This is a genomic window from Kribbella sp. NPDC055110 (assembly GCF_053607525.1).
In genome coordinates this window covers 207,857-226,287 of the sequence record NZ_JBSGTS010000009.1, presented here as the reverse complement: position 1 = coordinate 226,287, position 18,431 = coordinate 207,857, and the positions used below count along the sequence as shown (strand labels likewise).

Annotated in this window: 21 protein-coding genes; 7 read left to right on the top strand and 14 right to left on the bottom strand. The window is 67.7% G+C overall.

Annotated elements, in window-relative coordinates:
* Positions 1–14 precede the first annotated feature (14 nt).
* The 10 genes from ACWF0M_RS17110 to ACWF0M_RS17065 form a co-directional block, all read right to left on the bottom strand.
* Entirely contained in the window at positions 15–338 is a 324-nt protein-coding gene (locus ACWF0M_RS17110) for a DUF2469 domain-containing protein (protein WP_012922325.1), read from the bottom strand.
* The gene (locus ACWF0M_RS17105) at positions 335–1,033 is read right to left on the bottom strand and encodes a ribonuclease HII (RefSeq protein WP_327636271.1); all 699 of its coding nucleotides are present in this window, start codon (positions 1,031–1,033) and stop codon (positions 335–337) included. Before ACWF0M_RS17105 ends, ACWF0M_RS17110 begins: the two co-directional genes overlap by 4 nt.
* A gap of 52 nt (positions 1,034–1,085) precedes the next feature.
* The gene (gene lepB / locus ACWF0M_RS17100) at positions 1,086–1,850 is read right to left on the bottom strand and encodes a signal peptidase I (RefSeq protein WP_452236621.1); all 765 of its coding nucleotides are present in this window, start codon (positions 1,848–1,850) and stop codon (positions 1,086–1,088) included.
* Positions 1,847–2,476 (bottom strand): signal peptidase I, encoded by a 630-nt coding sequence (lepB, locus tag ACWF0M_RS17095; protein WP_452236620.1) that lies wholly within the window; start codon positions 2,474–2,476, stop codon positions 1,847–1,849. Before lepB (ACWF0M_RS17095) ends, lepB (ACWF0M_RS17100) begins: the two co-directional genes overlap by 4 nt.
* A 144-nt stretch (positions 2,477–2,620) precedes the next feature.
* The gene (gene rplS, locus ACWF0M_RS17090) at positions 2,621–2,980 is read right to left on the bottom strand and encodes a 50S ribosomal protein L19 (RefSeq protein ID WP_131291903.1); all 360 of its coding nucleotides are present in this window, start codon (positions 2,978–2,980) and stop codon (positions 2,621–2,623) included.
* A gap of 182 nt (positions 2,981–3,162) precedes the next feature.
* On the bottom strand, positions 3,163–4,362 hold the full coding sequence (gene trmD / locus ACWF0M_RS17085; RefSeq protein ID WP_452236619.1) for a tRNA (guanosine(37)-N1)-methyltransferase TrmD: 1,200 nt from the start codon (positions 4,360–4,362) through the stop codon (positions 3,163–3,165).
* A 1-nt stretch (position 4,363) separates the two neighbouring features.
* On the bottom strand, positions 4,364–4,909 hold the full coding sequence (rimM, locus tag ACWF0M_RS17080; protein ID WP_452236618.1) for a ribosome maturation factor RimM: 546 nt from the start codon (positions 4,907–4,909) through the stop codon (positions 4,364–4,366).
* 83 nt (positions 4,910–4,992) lie between these two features.
* Positions 4,993–5,244, bottom strand: a complete 252-nt coding sequence (locus tag ACWF0M_RS17075; protein WP_452236703.1) for an RNA-binding protein — start codon at positions 5,242–5,244, stop codon at positions 4,993–4,995.
* 5 nt (positions 5,245–5,249) lie between these two features.
* The gene (gene rpsP / locus ACWF0M_RS17070) at positions 5,250–5,792 is read right to left on the bottom strand and encodes a 30S ribosomal protein S16 (RefSeq protein ID WP_452236617.1); all 543 of its coding nucleotides are present in this window, start codon (positions 5,790–5,792) and stop codon (positions 5,250–5,252) included.
* Between the two features lie 173 nt (positions 5,793–5,965).
* Complete coding sequence (locus ACWF0M_RS17065) at positions 5,966–7,309, bottom strand: 6-phospho-beta-glucosidase (protein ID WP_452236616.1); 1,344 nt, start codon at positions 7,307–7,309, stop codon at positions 5,966–5,968.
* A gap of 98 nt (positions 7,310–7,407) precedes the next feature.
* Between ACWF0M_RS17065 and ACWF0M_RS17060 the strand changes: the two genes are divergently transcribed.
* A complete protein-coding gene (locus ACWF0M_RS17060; RefSeq protein WP_452236615.1) occupies positions 7,408–8,604 on the top strand; it encodes an RNA-guided endonuclease InsQ/TnpB family protein in 1,197 nt (398 codons plus the stop codon).
* Between the two features lie 36 nt (positions 8,605–8,640).
* On the opposite strand, the gene ACWF0M_RS17055 is transcribed toward ACWF0M_RS17060, so the two are convergent.
* The gene (locus ACWF0M_RS17055; RefSeq protein ID WP_133788702.1) at positions 8,641–9,393 is read right to left on the bottom strand and encodes a DeoR/GlpR family DNA-binding transcription regulator; all 753 of its coding nucleotides are present in this window, start codon (positions 9,391–9,393) and stop codon (positions 8,641–8,643) included.
* A 125-nt stretch (positions 9,394–9,518) separates the two neighbouring features.
* Between ACWF0M_RS17055 and ACWF0M_RS17050 the strand changes: the two genes are divergently transcribed.
* From ACWF0M_RS17050 to ACWF0M_RS17025, 6 genes are all read left to right on the top strand, one after another.
* Positions 9,519–10,478: a carbohydrate kinase family protein gene (locus tag ACWF0M_RS17050; RefSeq protein WP_452236614.1), complete on the top strand. Its 960-nt coding sequence runs from the start codon at positions 9,519–9,521 to the stop codon at positions 10,476–10,478.
* A gap of 4 nt (positions 10,479–10,482) precedes the next feature.
* Entirely contained in the window at positions 10,483–11,772 is a 1,290-nt protein-coding gene (locus ACWF0M_RS17045; protein ID WP_452236613.1) for an ABC transporter substrate-binding protein, read from the top strand.
* A gap of 115 nt (positions 11,773–11,887) precedes the next feature.
* Entirely contained in the window at positions 11,888–12,823 is a 936-nt protein-coding gene (locus tag ACWF0M_RS17040) for a carbohydrate ABC transporter permease (protein ID WP_452236612.1), read from the top strand.
* The gene (locus ACWF0M_RS17035) at positions 12,820–13,647 is read left to right on the top strand and encodes a carbohydrate ABC transporter permease (protein WP_452236611.1); all 828 of its coding nucleotides are present in this window, start codon (positions 12,820–12,822) and stop codon (positions 13,645–13,647) included. Before ACWF0M_RS17040 ends, ACWF0M_RS17035 begins: the two co-directional genes overlap by 4 nt.
* A 67-nt stretch (positions 13,648–13,714) precedes the next feature.
* Positions 13,715–13,909 (top strand): hypothetical protein, encoded by a 195-nt coding sequence (locus ACWF0M_RS17030; protein WP_130387656.1) that lies wholly within the window; start codon positions 13,715–13,717, stop codon positions 13,907–13,909.
* Between the two features lie 22 nt (positions 13,910–13,931).
* Positions 13,932–15,281 carry a flotillin family protein gene (locus ACWF0M_RS17025; RefSeq protein ID WP_452236610.1) on the top strand — a complete coding sequence of 450 codons (1,350 nt, stop codon included), beginning with the start codon at positions 13,932–13,934 and terminating at the stop codon, positions 15,279–15,281.
* A 63-nt stretch (positions 15,282–15,344) separates the two neighbouring features.
* On the opposite strand, the gene ACWF0M_RS17020 is transcribed toward ACWF0M_RS17025, so the two are convergent.
* From ACWF0M_RS17020 to ACWF0M_RS17010, 3 genes are all read right to left on the bottom strand, one after another.
* A complete protein-coding gene (locus ACWF0M_RS17020) occupies positions 15,345–16,463 on the bottom strand; it encodes a S1 family peptidase (protein ID WP_452236609.1) in 1,119 nt (372 codons plus the stop codon).
* Positions 16,464–16,560: 97 nt separating this feature from the next.
* Positions 16,561–17,199 (bottom strand): response regulator transcription factor, encoded by a 639-nt coding sequence (locus ACWF0M_RS17015; RefSeq protein WP_452236608.1) that lies wholly within the window; start codon positions 17,197–17,199, stop codon positions 16,561–16,563.
* The gene (locus tag ACWF0M_RS17010) at positions 17,190–18,422 is read right to left on the bottom strand and encodes a sensor histidine kinase (protein ID WP_452236607.1); all 1,233 of its coding nucleotides are present in this window, start codon (positions 18,420–18,422) and stop codon (positions 17,190–17,192) included. Before ACWF0M_RS17010 ends, ACWF0M_RS17015 begins: the two co-directional genes overlap by 10 nt.
* Positions 18,423–18,431 lie beyond the last annotated feature (9 nt).

Genomic DNA, 18,431 nt, shown 5'->3' with positions numbered 1-18,431 from the left:
GGCTGTGGACAACCTCAGCGGCCGAAGTCGGAGTCCTTCGGGACTTCCAGGTCGGACTTGGCGAGTTCCTCGATGTTGACATCGCGGAAGGTGACGACCTTGGCGTTCTTCACGAAGCGGGCGGAACGGTACACGTCCCAGACCCATGCGTCGGCCATCGTCACCTCGAAGTACACGTCGCCGCCCTCGGTGCGGACCTTCAGGTCGACCGCGTTGCACAGGTAGAAGCGCCGTTCGGTCTCCACGACGTACTTGAAGATCCCGACGACGTCCTTGTACTCCCGATAGAGCTGAAGCTCCATATCGGTCTCGTACTTCTCGAGGTCGTCTGCACTCATCGGCTCTCCACTCCGGTGGGACTGGTGACATTCTGTCCCATAACGGGCCGCAGACTGCGGCGGACATTCTCAAACCGCCGTCGATGTTGTGGGCACGGGCCGTATTCGTCCAGTGCCGCCTGGTGTTCAGGGGTGCAGTAGCCCTTGTGGATCCCGAACCCGTACTGCGGGTACACCTTGTCCCAGTGCTCCATCACGCGATCCCGCGTCACCTTCGCGATCACTGACGCGGCAGAGATGCAGGCGGCCACCCGGTCACCCTTCCACATCGCCAGGCCCGGTACGCCGAGACCGTCGACACCGAAGCCGTCGGTCAGCACGTACGACGGCCGCACGTCGAGCCTGAACAACGCCCGGCGGAGCGCCTGCACGTTCGCCACGTGCATACCGAGCCGATCGCACTCGTCCGCCTCGATCGACACCACCGACCAGGCCAGGGCACGCTTGCGGACCTCTTCGTAGCAGCGCTCCCGCGCCTTCGCGGTGAGCAGCTTCGAGTCGGCCAGTCCTGGGATCTGACCGCGCTTGCCCTCCGGCAGGATCACCGCGGCGGCCACCAGCGGACCCGCACACGGTCCACGACCGGCCTCGTCGACACCGGCGATCGGGTCCAGGCCGACGCGGCGCAGGGCACGCTCGTACCCGTACAGTCCGGCGTCCCGCCGTACCGTGCTCCCGCGCGGCAACGCGCTCATCCAGCCCTCCGCATCACTCAACCCACCCTAGGCGTCCGAGGGGACAGAACGCTCACTTAGGTGGTGGCGTGAGGGATATCGAAGGTTTGTCCGGCGCCGGGCCGGGAGCCGGGACCGCCTTGAACGTGTCCGGTACGCCGAGTTTGCCCCAGCGACCCGCCGGCCAGACGATCATGACCGCGCGCCCGGTGACCTTGTCGAGCGGGACGAACGCCGCGTCGCCCTGGTTGCCGCCGTTCGCGTCGGGATCCTGCAGATGCACGCGGGAGTCGCCGGACGCCGAGCGGTGGTCGCCCATCACGAAGATCCGGCCGGCCGGGACGGTGACCTGGAAGTCCATCTGGGACGGGGCGTCGCCTGGATACAGGTAGCTGGTCTCGTCGAGCGGCTGGCCGTTCACGAGCAGCCGGCCCTTCGCGTCGCAGCAGGCGACCTTGTCGCCGGGCATGCCGATCAGGCGCTTGATCAGGTGACCGTGGCTGGAGTCCGGCAGCAGGCCGACGATCTCGAAGAACCGGCCGATCGAGCCGCGCTTCTGGCCGCTCTCCTCGGCGCCGAGCCAGCCGCCCGGGTCCTCGAACACGACCACGTCGCCGCGCTTGACGTCGGTGAGCTTCTCCACCACGACCCGGTCACCGACCAGCAGCGTGTTCTCCATCGACTCGCTCGGGATGATGAACATCTGACCGACGAACGCCCGCAGGATCGAGGAAACGATCAGGGCACCGACCACGATCAGCACGAACTCGCGGGCGGCCGCCGCGAAGCCCGAGCGGTGGGCAGGTTTGGCGTCCGTCTTGGTCGGTGTATCGGTCACTTCTTCAGCCCCGGCTTCTTGAAGGTTTCCGGAGGACGCAGCATCGTCATCCGGTCAGACGGCCAGATTACGCAACAGGCCCGGCCAACCACGTTCTCGACCGGCACGAATCCACCGCCGGGGCCGCCCATGTGGGCGCGGGAATCGGCGGACTCCGCCCGGTTGTCGCCCATCACCCACAGGTGACCGGCCGGAACCAGGACGTTGAAGGGCAGCTCGGACGGCTTGGCGTCCTTCAGCAGGTACTCACGCTCGTCGAGCGGGATGCCGTTGACGGTGATCTGGCCCTGCTTGTTGCAGCAGATCACCCGGTCGCCGCCGATGCCGATCACCCGCTTCACCAGGTGACCCTCGCCGCTGCGCGGCAGGATGCCGACGAACTCACCGATGCGGCGCACCGTGCCCGGCTTGGCCTCTTCCTCGTTCAGCCAGTTGTCCGGGTCCTTGAAGACGATGATGTCACCGCGATCGACGTCGCGGTGCAGGTAGCTGATCTTCTCGGCGAGGATCCGGTCGTCCTTCGTCAGCGTGTCGTACATCGACTCCGACGGGACGTAGAACGCCTCCGCGACGAACAGTCGCAGGACCACCGTGATGACGAGCGCGAGCACCGTGACGGTGCTCATCTCGACCAGCAGGCTGAGCAGCGGATTCCGCTGCTTCAGCCTGCGGTGACGTCCCTTGCTGCGACGTGCCCTCGTCGATACCGGCCGAGGGCGAGCGCGAGTCGCAGTGCTCGGCGCCATAGGTGACCGTCGTCGTTACGGGCGTCAGGAGGCCGGGACTTCGCGCTTCTCCTTGATCTTCGCCGCCTTACCGCGCAGTTCGCGCAGGTAGTACAGCTTGGCGCGGCGGACGTCGCCGCGGGTGACGACCTCGATCTTCTCGACGATCGGGGTGTGCAGCGGGAAGGTCCGCTCGACGCCGACGCCGAAGCTGACCTTGCGGACCGTGAAGGTCTCCTGCAGGCCACCACCCTGGCGGCGGATCACGACACCCTGGAAGACCTGGACGCGGGACCGGTTGCCCTCGACGACCTTGACGTGCACCTTGACGGTGTCACCGGGGCGGAAGGCGGGGATGTCGTCACGCTTGCTCGCGTTGTCGAGCTCGTTCAGGACGTTGCTCATCAGGTGTCTCTTCCTCGCGCGTGCCACAGGTCACCCACGAATCTAGGTGGTGATGAAGTCATCAAAAGGCTGCCGGTCGGTGGTCACCCCCTGTGGCAGGAGCACCGAAGGGCAGCAACAGACAATCTTGCCACACGCCCCACACGGTGACGAAATCCGGTGCCGTCGACCGCGCAGGGTGATCACTTACGCCGTCTGCGTTTGCCGAGCCGGACGAGGTCGACCTTGGGCGTCTGGGGCTCCCGGCTCAGCTCCCGGTAGCCTGCTTTCCGGTACAGCGCGAGGTTGCGGTCGCTCAGCGCGCCCGTGTCCAGCGTGTACGACGTGACCTCGGCGGGAGCCACCTGCTCGGCGGCGCGCAGCAGGCGGGCACCGAGCCCGCGGCCCTGCCAGTCCGGGGCAACCATGAGCCGCTCGATCCGCCCGACAGCCTCGTCGACGACGAGCTGGACCGATCCGACGATGCGGGTGCCGGCGACGGCCTTCAGCACAGTCCCCCGCTCCAGGCGGGCCGCGGTCGCGGCAGGGTCGTCCGTCAGCGGCGGGATCGAGTAGTCGTCGTACAGCTGCGCCTCGGACAGGAAGGCGGCCAGCTGCAGTACGTGTAGCTCGCCCGCGTCAGCAGCCGTAGCAGGCAGCAGACGGACCGCTGACGTGGCGTCGTCCTTCTGAGCGACCACATCGCCCCACGCTGCCAGGAGGTCGGGCCGGCGTTCCGCAGTACGGCGTACCGACTCGTCGTGGTGCCAGTCGGCGATCAGACCGTGGTTGCCGGACAGCAGGACCTCAGGTACGTCGTACCCGCGCCAGCTCGGCGGCTTCGTGTAGACCGGGTACTCGAGCAGGCCGTCGCCCGAGTGGGACTCCTCCGCCAGTGACTCCGGGTTGCCGATCACACCAGGCAGTAGACGGGCCACGGCCTCGACCATCACGAGTACCGCGACCTCACCGCCGTTCAGGACGTAATCGCCGATGGAGACCTCGTCGACGCGCATTCGCTCGCCGGCGTACGACGCTACGCGCGCGTCGATGCCTTCGTACCGGCCGCACGCGAACGCGAGCCAGGGCTCCGTGGCGAGCTCGTAGGCGAGCTCCTGGGTGAAGGGCCGCCCGGCCGGGGTCGGCACGATCAGCCGGGGCTGTGCGGGACCGTCCACGGGCGCGATGGCGTCCAGCGCCTGTCCCCAGGGCTCCGGCTTCATCACCATGCCCGCTCCCCCGCCGTACGGAGTGTCGTCGACGGTCCGGTGGCGGTCGTGGGTCCACTCGCGCAGGTCGTGCAGGTGGACGTCCAACAGGCCGCTCTTGGCCGCCTTCCCGACCAGGGACACGTCAAGTGCGGCCAGGTACTCCGGGAAGATCGTGACGACGTCGAGCCGCATGTCAGTCCCCTGACTCGGTCTGGACCACCTCTGCGCCCTCGGGGTCGAGCAGGCCGGGGCGGTCCGCCACGACGACGTACCGCTTGTCGATGTCGATCTCCGGGACGAGCTCCTCGACCATCGGGACCAGCACGAGGTTGCCCGCGGTACGCCGGATCTCCAGGAGGTCCTGCGACGGCAGGTGCACGATGTCGGTCACCTCGCCGACCTCGGCGCCGTCAGTGGTGCGGACCGCCAGACCGATCAGCTCGCGGTCGTAGTACTCGTCGGGGTCCTCGGGGCGCTCGTCGGCGTCGATCTCGGACTGGAGGACCAGGTTGCGCAGCTGCTCCGCCGCGGTCCGGTCCGGCACCTCGGCGAACTTCACCAGCAACTTCCCGCTGTGCCAACGGCTCGAAGCGACGGTCAGCGTCCGGGACACCTTGGCATCGGTCACGAGGGACGCCCCGTCGGCGAACCGGCGGTCCGGCTCGTCGGTACGCACCTCGATACCGACCTCGCCCTTGATCCCGTGTGCGCGGCCGATCCGCCCGACAGTCACCAACACCTGCACTACTCCTTTGTACGAGATGAGGGGCCGCACCCCAGACCGGGGTGCGGCCCCTCACAGGACTGCTGTGGACTACCGAGTCAGCGCCGGGGGCGCTTGTTGAACTCGTCGACGAAGTCGATGCGCAGCGAGGACTCGGAACTGAGGGCGCCGACGACGGTGCGGATCGCGGTGGCGGTGCGGCCGTTGCGGCCGATCACCTTGCCGATGTCGTCGGGGTGGACGTGCACCTCGAGGGTGCGGCCACGCCGCAGCGTCCGGGCCCGGACGCTGACGTCGTCGGGGTTGTCCACGATGCCTCGGACCAGGTGCTCGAGCGCCTCGGTCTCCATCATCGTCAGGCCTCGGTGGTCTCGGCCGCAGCCTCGTCGGCCTTCGGCGCGGCGGCCTCGGCCTTCGCGTCGTCGGCCTTGGCCTCAGCCTTCGGAGCCTCGGCGGCCTTCGGCGCCTCGGCGGCGGCCTCTTCCTTCGCGGTGTCGTCAGCCTTCGGGGCCTTCTTCGCCGTCTTCTTGGCGGTGACGGCCTCGGTCTTCAGCGAGCCGTGGGCCTCGGCCAGCGCCTCGTTGAAGATCTCCTGCTTGTCCCGCTTCGGCTCCTTGACGCGCAGCGGCGCCGGGGCCGGCAGGCCCTTGAACTGCTGCCAGTCGCCGGAGGCCTTGAAGATCGCCTCGACGGCCTCGCTCGGCTGCGCGCCGACGCCCAGCCAGTACTGCGCCCGCTCCGAGTCGACCCGGATGAACGAGGGCTCGGTCTTCGGGTTGTAGATCCCGATCTCCTCGATCGCCCGGCCATCCCGCTTGGTGCGGGCGTCCATGATGACGATGCGGTAGTGCGGGGTGCGCTTCTTGCCGATGCGCTTCAAACGGATCTTGACTGCCACTTTCGGGTGGTCTCCCTTGGAATTACAGACTGGGTGAGCAGCACAGCGTCGTGGGGACAACGGAGTGACACACTCGATGGGCCGGCCGGGCAGTGGAGTTAGAGGGCTGCACAGAACCTGGACGGACTCAGCAGGCCATTCTGCCAGAAACCGGGCCGCCCAACCAATTGGCCTCAGGCGCGCAGGTACGCCAGGTTCGGGAGCTGCTCGACGTACGCGTCCAGGAGGCTGCGGCCGACGGTCACCGAGTCTACGAGCGGGTGGTAGGCGAAGGCCTTCACAGCGGTGGTCCGTGAGGCGGTGGCAGCGGCCTCGATCGTCGCACGCTCGACAGCCTTCACAGCGCTCACCAGACCGGCCTGATGATCGGTCAGTTGCGACACCGTCACCGGCAGTGCCCCGTTGGCGTCCACGGTGCAGGGGATCTCCACCACGGCGTCGTCGTCGAGGTGGTGCAGTACGCCGCGGTTGCGGACGTTCAGGATCAGCGAGGCGCGCTCGTTGTGGGCGATCGCCCGCATCAGCGACAGCGCGACCTGTTCGTACCCGCCGGCGGCCATGTCGCGCTCGTCCCGTTCTCCCGCGTCCGCGACCTCACGACTCTCCACCATGTACGTCGACTCGCGCTCGGCCCGGGTCTTCTGCCACAGCTCGAACGCCTGCTCGGGGTGCTCCCCGGTCTCGGCGTAGAACGCGGACTGCTGCTCCAGGAGGAACGTGCCACGCGTCTGCCGAACCCCCTGTACGGCGGCCAGCGTCTCGCGCGCGAAGTAGTAGTAGTGCAGGTACTCGTTCGGAATCGAGCCCAGCGACCGCAGCCAGTCCACCCCGAACAGCCGGCCCTCCTCGAAGGAGGCCAACGCGTCAGCCGACTGCAGCAGGTCCGGCAACCGGTCCACTCCGCCGGACCGCAGCCCGCGCAACCATCCGAGGTGGTTCAAGCCGGCGTAGTCGTAGAACGCGGTAGACGGGTCCACTCCGAGCGCCAGCGCTGCCCGGAGCCCCAGGCCGGACGGGGAGTCGCAGATGCCGATCACCCGGTCGCCCAGGTACGGAATCATCGCCTCCGTCACCATGCCGGCCGGGTTGGTGAAGTTGATCGTCCACGCTTCCGGAGCGACGGCTGCGATCCGCTGCGCGATCTGTACGGCGACCGGCAGCGTCCGCAGCCCGTAGGCGATCCCGCCGGCACCGACGGTCTCCTGGCCGAGCACGCCGAGGTCCAGCGCGACCCGCTCGTCCACGGTCCGCCCCTCGAGCCCACCGACCCGGATAGCCGAGAAGATGAAGTCGGCACCCCGCAACGCCTGGTCGAGGTCGGTCGTCTCGGTGACGACCGGAGCGTCCGCCAGACCGTCCGCCTGCTGGCGCAGCACTGCTGCGATCGCGGACAGCCGGCCACGGCCGGTGTCGTACAGCACCACCGACGTGATCCGTCCAGGACCGCGGTCGCCCAGCAAAGCGTGGTACACGAGCGGCACCCGAAACCCGCCCCCGCCGAGGATGGTCAGTTTCAACTGGGTCGTCGCGGGAATCCCTCTCTGCGTAGGGACCGCGACTCCCTCCCTTCGTGGATCGAAAAGAACTGTCGGCGCAAGCTGATTGAGTGGACGGCATGTCCCGATTCCGGATGTTCCCGACTCCCGCGCAACAGTCTGCGTTGCTGGGGCAGTGCAGGCACGCCCGGTATGTGTGGAACCTGGCGCTTGAGCAGTGGTCGATGTGGACCCGTGACAAGGGCTCGACGCCGAGCTTTGCTGAGCAATGCCGGCAGTTGACCGAGGCGCGGGCCGAGTTCAGCTGGTTGCGGGCCGGATCGCAGACCGTGCAGCAGCAGGCGTTGCGAGACGTCGACCAAGCCACCAAGTACTTCTACGCCGGCACCCACCGACGCCCGACCTGGCGCAAGGTCGGGCGCCATGAGGGATTCCGCATCGTCGGCAGCCAGGCGACCCGGATTGTCAGGCTGAACCGCAAGTGGGCACGGATCAATGTGCCGAAGGTCGGCTGGGTCCGGTGCCGGCTGTCTCGTGCCGTCCCCGAGGCGAAGTCTTACCGAATTACCCACGACCGCTTCGGCCGCTGGCATATCGCCTTCGCCGCCCCTCCGACTCCGATCCCCGCACCGGGAACAGGTCAGGTCGTCGGCGTAGACCGCGGTGTCGCCGTGTCCGCGGCACTGTCCACCGGTGAACTCCTGGCCTGCCCTCGCTCGTCGGAGACTGAACAAGGACGCCTCAAGCACCTGCAACGCCGCCTCGCGCGCTGTCGCCCCGGCTCCAACCGCTGGCGACGTGTGAAAGCAGCGATCGCACAGCTTTGTGCCCGCGCCGCGGACCGGCGCAAGGACTGGGTCGAGAAAACGAGCACCCATCTCGCGCGCCGGTTCGACGTTATCCGCGTTGAGGACCTGCGCATCACCCAGATGACCAGGCGACCCAAACCGAAGCCCGATCCCCAACAGCCCGGTGGATACCTGCCGAACCGACGCCGGGCCAAAGCCGGCCTGCACCGGGGAATTCTGGCCAACGCCTGGGGAACATTGGTACGTCGTTTGGAGGAGAAGGCACCGAGACGAGTCGAGAAAGTCAACCCCTCGTACACGTCGCAGACCTGCAGCGTCTGTGGGCATCGCGCACCGGAGAACCGCGAGAGTCAAGCGGTCTTCAGGTGCGTCGCCTGCGGACACCAGGCACACGCGGACGTGAACGCGGCGATCAACATCGCGGCCGGACGGGCCGTCAGAGCACGTCGAGAGACGCCGGTACGGGTCTCGCCGAAGCGTGAACCTCAACGCGCTACCTCCCCGTAGCAGTTGGAATCCCCGTCCTAGAGGGCGGGGAGGACGTCAAGCGAGAACCACCTCTACTCCTGCTTCGGTCAGTTGGGCACGGGTTGCCGCGTCGGAGTCGGGCTCGGTGACGACCATGGAGAGCTCCCCCGGCTCGCACACCCGGGCGACGCCGTGCCCCGGGAACTTCGTCCGGTCGGCGAGCAGGACCACCCGGTCGGCAGCGTTGATCATCGCCCGCTTCACCGGGACCTCGATCATCGTGCTGTCCATGACCCGTCCGTCCGGCCGGACTCCACTCGTCCCCAGGAACAGCCAGTCGACGTGGATCTGCCGCAGGCTCTCCTCGGTCAGGTAGCCGACCAGCGACCGGTAGCTGCGCCGCACGAACCCGCCCAGCACGATCAGCTCGATCTGCTCGTCGTTCTGCAGCTCCTCCAGTACGGCGAGGTTGCTGGTCACCACGGTCAACGACCGCCCGTGCAGGTGCTGTGCAACCCGGAGTGCCGTCGTACCGATGTCCAGCAGCACCGACTCGCCATCGGCGACCAGCTCGGCGGCACGCCGCGCGATCCGGTCCTTCTCCTCGGCATGTACGGCGTTGACGTCGGCGAACGGCTCGTCACCGCCGTCGACCGCGAGCGCACCGCCGTACACGCGGGTCAGGCGACCCTCGGCGTGCAACTGCTCGAGGTCGCGCCGGATGGTGGCCTCGCTGACGCCGAGCTTCCCGGCCAGCACCTTGACGCCCCCGGCCCCGTCGGCCCGGAGCGCGCGAACGATCTGATCCTGACGCTGCTTCGGCAACACAGGCAGACCGTATCACGCAAACTCCGTCATTTTCAGTCAAAGTTCTGATTAGGTATTGCGGATCCTGCGCAGGAGTTTCAAGATTCATGCACGAGTTTGATCGACCCTGCAGGAGTGTGCTGAGTATGCACGACCTGGATGTTGTGGTGTCCGGTCTGGTCTTCCAGGACCTGGTGCTCGGCCTGCCCACTGCGCCGCGTCCCGGCACCGAGGTCTGGGCCACCGAGTCGCACGAGAGTCCGGGCGGCATCGCGAACTTCGCGGTCGCGCTCGCCCGGCTCGGCCTGCGGACCGGCATGGCCGCGGCCTTCGGGGAGGACGCCGACGGTGACCGCGTCTGGACGTACCTGACCGCCGAGGGCATCGATCTGACACTCTCCCGCAGACTCGCCGGCTGGCAGACCCCTCTTACGGTGGCCCTTGCCTACGACAACGACAGGGCACTGGTCACCCGGGGTACCTCTCCCCTGCTGTCGGCCGACGAGCTGATCACCACGCCGCCGGCTGCTCGAGCCGTCGCCGCCCACATCGGACCCTGGCCGAACGAGTGGCTGGCGAAGGCGAAGGCGGCCGGCAGCGTGGTGTTCTCCGACGTGGGCTGGGACCCGACCGAGCAGTGGGACCCGGCAGTGCTCGACCAACTCCAGCACTGCGACGTGTTCCTGCCGAACGCCGACGAGGCCATGCACTACACGCGGACGGACTCACCGGAGCAGGCCATGCACCAGTTGGCGGAGCAGGTGCCGCTGGTGGTCGTGTCCAACGGCGCTGCGGGCGCTACTGCACTTGACGCGAGTACTGGCGAGCAGGTCGCCGTACCTGCGTATGCGGTTCCGGCGGCGGACACCACCGGGGCGGGTGATGTGTTCGCCGCCGGTTTCATCGCTGCCGCGCTCTGGGACCTGCCGCTAGCGCAACGGGTGCGGTTCGCCGCACTCACCGCTGCGCTCTCCGTCACCCGGCTCGGCGGTGCGGACGCAGCACCGCGCTGGGCCGACCTCGTGGCCTGGCAGGCCGCGCATCCCGAAGACCACCACCTCCAGGCGCTGATCAGCGCACACTCATGGGCAAACTCAGGAAGGTAGAACCATGGAGCTCTCACGTCGGACATTGCTCGGGGGCTTCGCAGCCGTAGCGGGCGGGTCGCTGGTCGGCTGCTCGTCAGGAATGAACAGCACCGGGACGACCGCCAAGAAGAACACCGCCACCGCGCTCACGATGTGGTGCTGGCCGGGCGGCCTCGGCAAGTCGGTGCTGGACGACACGATCGCGCACTTCCCGGACCCGAAGATCAAGTACTCCGAGATCGGCGGCGACTTCAAGCAGAAGCTGATCACCACCTTCAACGGCGGTACGTCGATCCCGGACATCACCGGCCTGAAGGGCGAGGACATCGCGTCGCTGCTGCCCCAGGCCGAGCGGTTCGTGGATCTGAAGACCGTCGGCGCGGACTCGATCCTCGGCGACTACCTGGAGTGGAAGGTCAAGCAGGCCACGACACTGGACGGCAAGGTCATCGGTCTGCCGATCGACGTCGGCCCGACCGCGCTGTTCTACCGCGAGGACGTCTTCGCGGCGGCCGGGCTGCCGAGCGACCCCGCGAAGGTGGCCGAGCAGCTGAAGACCTGGGACGACTTCTTCGACGCCGGTGTCCAGCTGAAGGCGAAGAACCCGAAGGCGTTGCTGGTCTGGGACGCCACCGACCTCTACGACATGGTCATCGGCCAGGGCACCGAGCGGTACATCTCCAAGGACAACAAGTTCATCGGCGACCAGGACCACATCCGCAAGGCCTGGGACACCTCGGTCAAGGCGATGACGATGAAGATCGACGGCAAGACGCCGAGCGGCTCCCCGGACTGGAACGCCGGCCTCGACCAAGGCACGGTGCCCGCGCACATCGGGGCCGCCTGGGTCGCGCTGGACATCAAGTCCGCGGTGAAGAAGACCGCGGGCAAGTGGCGGCTCGCGCCGACGCCCGGCGGTGCGGCGAACTTCGGCGGCTCGTTCCTCGCGATCACCAAGAACGCCGCCGATCCGCAGAAGGCGTTCGACGTGATCAAGTACATGCTCAACGCCGACAACGAGGCCAAGGCGTTCGCCGACGCGCAGATCTTCCCGTCGACGCCGGCGGCGTACGACAAACCGCAGCTCAAGGCGGCCGACGCGTTCTTCGGCGGACAGGTGCCGATCGACGTCTTCGGCCCGGCCGCGAAGGCGATCCCGGTCGCGTACCAGAGCCCGTTCGACGACTCGGTCGCCGCGCCGTTCCACGACGAACTGAAGACCGTGCAAACCGGCGCCAAGACCTCGGACGCGGCGTGGTCCGCCGCCGTCTCGAAGGCGAAGGCGATCGCCAAACGCCAAGGAGTCCAGTGACTGTTTCATGGCCACGCCTCCGGCGCGGCGGGTCATGGGGCTGGAACTCCCGTCCTTCCCTCGTCGCTCCGGTCGCTCCGCTCCCTCCGCTCCTCAGTCCAGGACGGGAGGCCCCATGACCGAAGCGACAACGATGCGGACGACGTCGCTGGCCGGTGCTTCGACCGGTCAGCAGCGGCGGGTCTGGTCGTACTGGCGGTTCTACCTGGCGCTGTCGCCGTTCTACGTCCTGTTCGCGGTGTTCGGGCTGTATCCGATGCTGTCCACGATCGTGCTGGCGTTCCAGCGCTGGGACGGCCTGAGCGCCCGCCGGTTCACCGGGCTCGACAACTTCGCGTTCCTGGTGAAGGACCCGACGTTCTGGCAGTCGCTGGAGAACACCGTCGTACTGTTCCTGATGTCGACGGTCCCGACGCTGGTGCTCGCGCTGGTGCTGGCGGTGATGCTGCAGTCGGCGGTCCGGTTCACGAACGTGTACCGAATCGCGTACTTCATCCCGAACGTCACGTCGCTGGTCGCAATGGCGATCTTCTTCAGCTCGATCTTCAGCACGAACTTCGGCCTGGTGAACGCGGCGCTGCGGTCGCTCGGCATCCCGCAGCAGGACTGGCTCGGGCAGCCGTGGGGGATCAAGATCGCGATCTCCACGATGATCGTGTGGCAGTGGGTCGGGTACAACACCCTGATCTATCTGGCCGGTCTGCAGGCGATCCCGAAGGACCAGTACGAGGCCGCGAAGGTGGACGGGGCGGGAGCGGTACGGACGTTCTTCTCGATCACGTTGCCGCAGCTGCGTCCCGTCGTACTGTTCACCGTCGTCATGTCGACGATCGGCGGGCTGCAGACGTTCACCGAACCGCAGGTCATGGTCGGCAACAGCGGCGGCACCGGGCAGAGCGGGATGACCGTGGTGCTGTTCTTCTACCGGGCCGCGTTCCTGGACAACGACTACGGGTACGCCGCCGCGATCGCGCTGAGCATCTTCGCGCTCGTGTTGTTGTTCACGGCAATCAACTGGCGGATCTTCCGTGGACGGGGTGAGGACCGATGACGCGGTACCGGCTGCGCGGCCTCGCGCTGCACGGGGCGCTCGTGCTGGCGCTCCTGGTGTTCATGTTCCCGTTCGTGTGGACGATCCTGATGGCGTCCAACACGACCGCGGACATCTACCGGTTCCCTCCCAAGCTGACCTTCGGCGGGCACTTCGGTGAGAACGTCCGGCACGTGCTCGAGAACGTCGCGTTCTTCCAGTCGATGGCGAACACCGCGGTGGTGGCGATCTCGACCACGTTGCTGGTGCTGTTCTTCGACTCGCTGGCCGCGTTCACGTTCGCCAAGTTCCGGTTCCCGGGGCGGAACGCGTTGTTCGTGATCCTGCTCGCGACGATGCTGCTGCCGGCGCAGCTGGCCGCCGTACCGCAGTTCCAGACGATGGCGATCCTCGGCTGGGTCGGTTCGCTGAAGGCGCTGATCATCCCCGGTGCGGCGAATGCGTTCGGCATCTTCTGGATGCGGCAGTACTTCCAGAACTCGATCCACGACGAGCTGGTCGAGGCCGCGACACTGGACGGCTGCGGCTTCTTCGGAACGTACTGGCATGTCGCACTGCCGTCCGCGCGACCGGCGCTGGCCTTCCTCGGCATCTTCACGTTCGTCGGTTCCTGGAACGACTACATGTGGCCGCTGATCGTGCTGACCAACCCGGACCACCTGACGCTGCAGGTCGCGCTGTCCACCCTGAACCGCTCGCACGGCGTCGACTACAGCATGGTGATGACCGGTGCGCTGCTCGCGATGGTCCCGCTGGTGATCGTGTTCGCGGTCTTCGCCCGCCAGTTCATCAAGGGCGCAACGGAAGGCGCGGTCCGCGGCTGAAGTCGCGGCTGAAACTCCGGAGTAAGCTGCGGAACCCAGAGCAGCAGCGGTACGTCGGAGGGGCAATATGGTAGGCAAGCGGGGGCGGGTGATCGGCCGGATCGCACCCGGGATCGTCGGCGAGGTGATGTTGCCGGTCCGGGGTGCCACCGAGGCCTTCTACGCTTACCCGGCGACCGACGAGGTGCTCGAGGTGGGGACGCAGGTTGTCGTCGTCGACTTCGACCCGCCTCGCACCGTGTACGTCGCTCGCGCTATCTAACTTCTGTTCCCTTGGAGGGGAAATGCTCTGGACGTACCTGATCACCGGTGCGATCGCGCTGGTGGTCCTGCTCATCCTGTTCCGGATGGTCTGGCGGGTGGCGGAGCCGAACGAGGCGCTGATCATCTCCGGCCTCGGCGCACACTCCAGCACCGAGCAGGTCAACGAGACCCTCGGGTTCAAGATCGTCGTCGGCCGGGGCACCGCGGTGCTCCCGGGTTTCCAGACGGTACGGCGGTTGCCGCTGGACATCCGCGCGACGCCGCTGACCGTGACGTGCGTGTCCAGCCAGGGCATCCCGCTGCACATCAAGGGCGTCACGGCGTACAAGGTCGGTGACGACTACGGCTCGATCGCGAACGCGGCCCGACGGTTCCTGGAGCAGAGCGACGAGCAGGTGATGAGCACCATCCACGAGCTGTTCGCGGGTCACCTGCGGGCGATCGTCGGCTCCACCACGGTCGAGGAGATGCTGCACGACCGGGAGACGCTGACCACCAACATCCGCGGCTCGCTGGCCGGGGACATGGAGAAGCTCGGCCTGGTGGTGGACTCGCTCCAGATCCAGGAGATCGACGACGAGTCCGGCTACATCAAGAACCTCGGCCGGCCGCAGGCCGCCGCGGTCGAGGCCGCGGCCCGGATCGCGCAGGCCGAGCGGGACCGGGAGGCGACCGAGCGCGAGCAGGTCGCCGCGGCGGCGAAGGCGGCCGCGATCCGCGAGAGCGAGATCGCGAAGGCCGGCTACCAGGCCGAGGTCGACCAGGCCTCCTCCAAGGCGTTCCAGGCCGGCCCGCTGGCGGCGGCGCTGGCCAAGCAGGAGGTCGTCGTCGCCGAGACGGAGACCGCGAAGCTGAACGCGTCGCTGTCCGAGCGGCAACTGGAGTCGACGGTGCTGAAGCCGGCCGACGCCGAGGCATACAAGCAGCGCACGCTGGCCCAGGCCGCCCGTGACGCGCAGATCGCGGCCGCCGAGGCGAACGCCAAGGAGGTTCAGCTCCGCGGTGAGGCGCAGGCGAAGGCCACCGAGCTGAACGGTAAGGCCGAGGCGTCCGCCGTACAGGCCAAGGCGATGGCGGAAGCGGCTGGTATCAAGGCGCGCGCCGAGGCGCTGGCCACGAACACCGAGGCGGTCGTGGCGCAGCAGCTCGCCGAGGCCTACCCGGAGATCGTGAAGGCCGCGGCGAGCTCGTTCGAGAAGGTCGGCAACATGGTCGTGCTGAACGGTGCCCAGGGCATCGAGGACACCCTGGTGAAGACCATCACGATGGGCGGATCGGGTTTCGCACTGGCCAAGCAGCTGATCGACTCGCTGGCCACGAAGCAGAACGAGGCCCCGAAACTGGAGCCGGTCCCGGACGAAACCGCCTGACAATCCACGTAACGTCCGAAGAACTGAGGCCTATAGCGCTCGGTTCTTCGGACGTTACTGCTTTCAGGCGGTGTGGAGGGTCAGGCCGTACGCCTGCAGGATCTCGTTGACCGGCTGGAACCAGGTCTCGCCGCCGCTGCTGCAGTTGCCCCAGCCGCCGGACGTCACGCCCTGCGCCTGGTCACCGGTGATGAACGACCCACCCGAGTCGCCGCCCTCGGCACAGACGTTGGTCTTGGTCGCGCCGTAGAACAGCTGCCCGTTGCCGTAGTTCACCGTCTCGTTCTTCGCGAGGATCGTCCCGCAATGCCAGTGCGTCGTCGAACCGCTCCGGCACACGGACGAGCCGATCGGCGCCTCCCACGACCCGCGGACCAGCTGGTCACTCACCTGTCCCCAGCCGAGCACGACCGGGACGGTCCACCAGCCGTAGCCCGTGGCGACCCAGGCGTAGTCGTTGCCGGGGAACGACCAGCCCTGGAACGAGCCCTGGTCGGTACCGTCCCAGCCGCGCACGATGCCGCTCCGGCCGCAGTGGCCGGCGGTGACGTACCCGCCGTACACCGAGAAGCCGATCGAGCAGCGGATGTTGCTGACGTAGTACGGGTCGCCGCCGACCGTGCCGGCCGCGAAGGTGCGGGGTGCCTGCGCCGCGACCTCCTTGACCGTGACCGCGCCGGCCTTCGCGACCTTGGCCACGAACGCGTCGACGGCCTGGGAACGCTTGCCTGCTTGGACTTTGATCACCACACTGCCGGTCCGCGGGTCGGCAGCCCAGCCGCTGACCGCAGCCGGCACTGCCTTGCCGGCCAGCTTGTCGACTACTGCCTTCTGCTGATCCAACGCCTTTGCAGGCACCGGTACGGCGGCCACTTGCGCACCTGTGGCGCGTACGGCGGCTGCGCGCGCGGAGCCGACCACACCGACGACCAGCTTCCGCGTGGCTGCGTCGTACCAGGCTCCGCCGAACGCGGCGCCGGCCGCTTTCTGGGCCGCAGGCAACAACTTGGCTGCCGAGGTCTCGGCTGCCAGGCGGTCCTGCATCTGCTGCTCGGTCAGCCCGAAGTCACGTTGCATGGCAGCAGACTGGCCGGGCACAGCCAGCGGCTCGGGTGCTGCCAACGCTTGCGCGGGCACAGTCAGGACAGCCGCCGTGAGTACGGCGGCCAGTAGAACCTTCATCGGAACTCTCCTCACCTAGGGGCGGTTCGGTGCGTGAGAGCGCTCTCTGGACGAGAGTGGCCTACGTTGTCAGGTGCGTCAAGAGCTCACTACAGCTTCACAGCCCGAGGTAGGCGAGAACGGCCAGGACGCGGCGGTGGCCGGAGTCGGTCGGCGGCAGGTCCAGCTTCAGGAACACGTTGCCGACATGCTTGTGCACCGCACCGTCGGAGATGACCAGCTTGTCCCCGATGGCCGTGTTGCCGAGGCCTTCGGCCATCAGTGCGAGTACTTCGCGTTCGCGCGGCGTGAGCCGGTCCAGCGGGCTGCTGCGCTTCACCATGAGCTGGCTGACCACCTCCGGGTCCAGCACAGTCCCTCCGCCCGCAACCCGGCGTACCGCTTCCAGGAACTCGTCGACGCGGGACACCCGGTCCTTCAGGAGGTACCCGACCCCCTCGCTGCCGGCCGCCAGTAGTTCGGCGGCGTACACCTCCTCGACGTACTGCGAGAACACCAGCACCGGAAGCCCCGGCCGGACGCGGCGGGCCTCGATCGCGGCACGCAGGCCCTCGTCGGTGAAGGTCGGTGGCAGCCGTACGTCGACGACCGCGATGTCCACCTGGTGCTCGTCGATCGCCTTGGCGAACTCGTCCGCGGCGGTGGCGACCGCAGCGACCTCGAAGCCGGAGTTGTCGAGCAGCAGGCTCAGACCCTCCGCGAGGATCGGGTTGTCCTCGAGGATGATCACCCGCACGGAAGGATCACCTCGACGGTGGTCGGTCCGCCGATCGGGCTCCGCAGCTCCATGTGACCGTCGATCGCCTGCACTCGGTGGAGCATGCCATGCAGGCCACTCCCCCGGCCCAGCAGGTCGGACTGCTCGCTGACTCGTGCACCACCGATCCCGTCGTCCGTGACGGCCAGGTAGAGCTCAGAACCGCGCCGCTCGAGCTGTATGTCGACATGTCCCGCAGCACTGTGCTTGGTGATGTTGGTGAGGGACTCGGCGACCACGAAGTACGCAGCGGCCTCTACTGCTGCCGGGACCTCGCCCAGCTCGCCGATGCGGAGCTCAACCGGTAGCGGGCAGCGGGCGGCAAGTGCGGAGACCGCTCCGGCCAGACCGCGGTCAGCAAGGATCGGCGGGTACATGGTCCGCAGTACGCCGCGCAGCTCGGTCATGGCTTGCTCTGCACCGTCACGGGCGTCGTCCAGCAGTTTGGCGGCCTTCTCCGGGTCATCTGCCATCGTCTGCTTGGCAATGCCGATCCGCATCGCCAACGACACCAGCTGCGCCTGCGTGCCGTCGTGCAGGTCTCGCTCGATACGACGCAGCTCAGCGCCGTGCGAGTCGACTGCACCCTCCCTGCTCTTGGTGAGCTCTTCGACACGCTGCTCGAGCTTTGCTGTCTCCAACTGCTCCTGGCTCGGCGCAAGCATGCTCAGCGCCGCCCTGGCGTGGCCACGAGCCAGAGCGGGCGCCACCCGGCCCAGGAACCACAGACTGGCACCGACCTGCAGAGGGCCGAGGGTGAGTGCCTTCCACCAGCTGTCGACGTCGAGACCCATCAGGCTGAAGTTGCCCGGGTCAAGCTTCCACAGCAGCATGCTCGCGACTGCTGCCGGCGCACCGATCACCGAGACGACGGCAACGAACAGCTCGGGGATCATCACGGCCGGCATCAGCAGGCACCGCAGGCTGCGCTTGAAAGACCTGTCCCGGAACAGCGTCACCACATCACCCGGTTGCCGCGGCAGTGCGGGTGGCAGCTCCTCGGCCTGCGGGAGGCCGAGGTACTTCGCTGCGCGGTACCGCTCGCTGTTCGCGAGTCGCACCAGCCCTGCGGTCGCGCCTGGGATGAGCCAGCCCCAGATCAGGCTGACCGGGACGGCCGCCAGCAGCGTGACCGACTTGAAGAAGCGGACGACCAGGTAGCCGGCGGCCGGGCCGCCCCGGGACAGGATCTTCGAGAGCATGCTCTTATC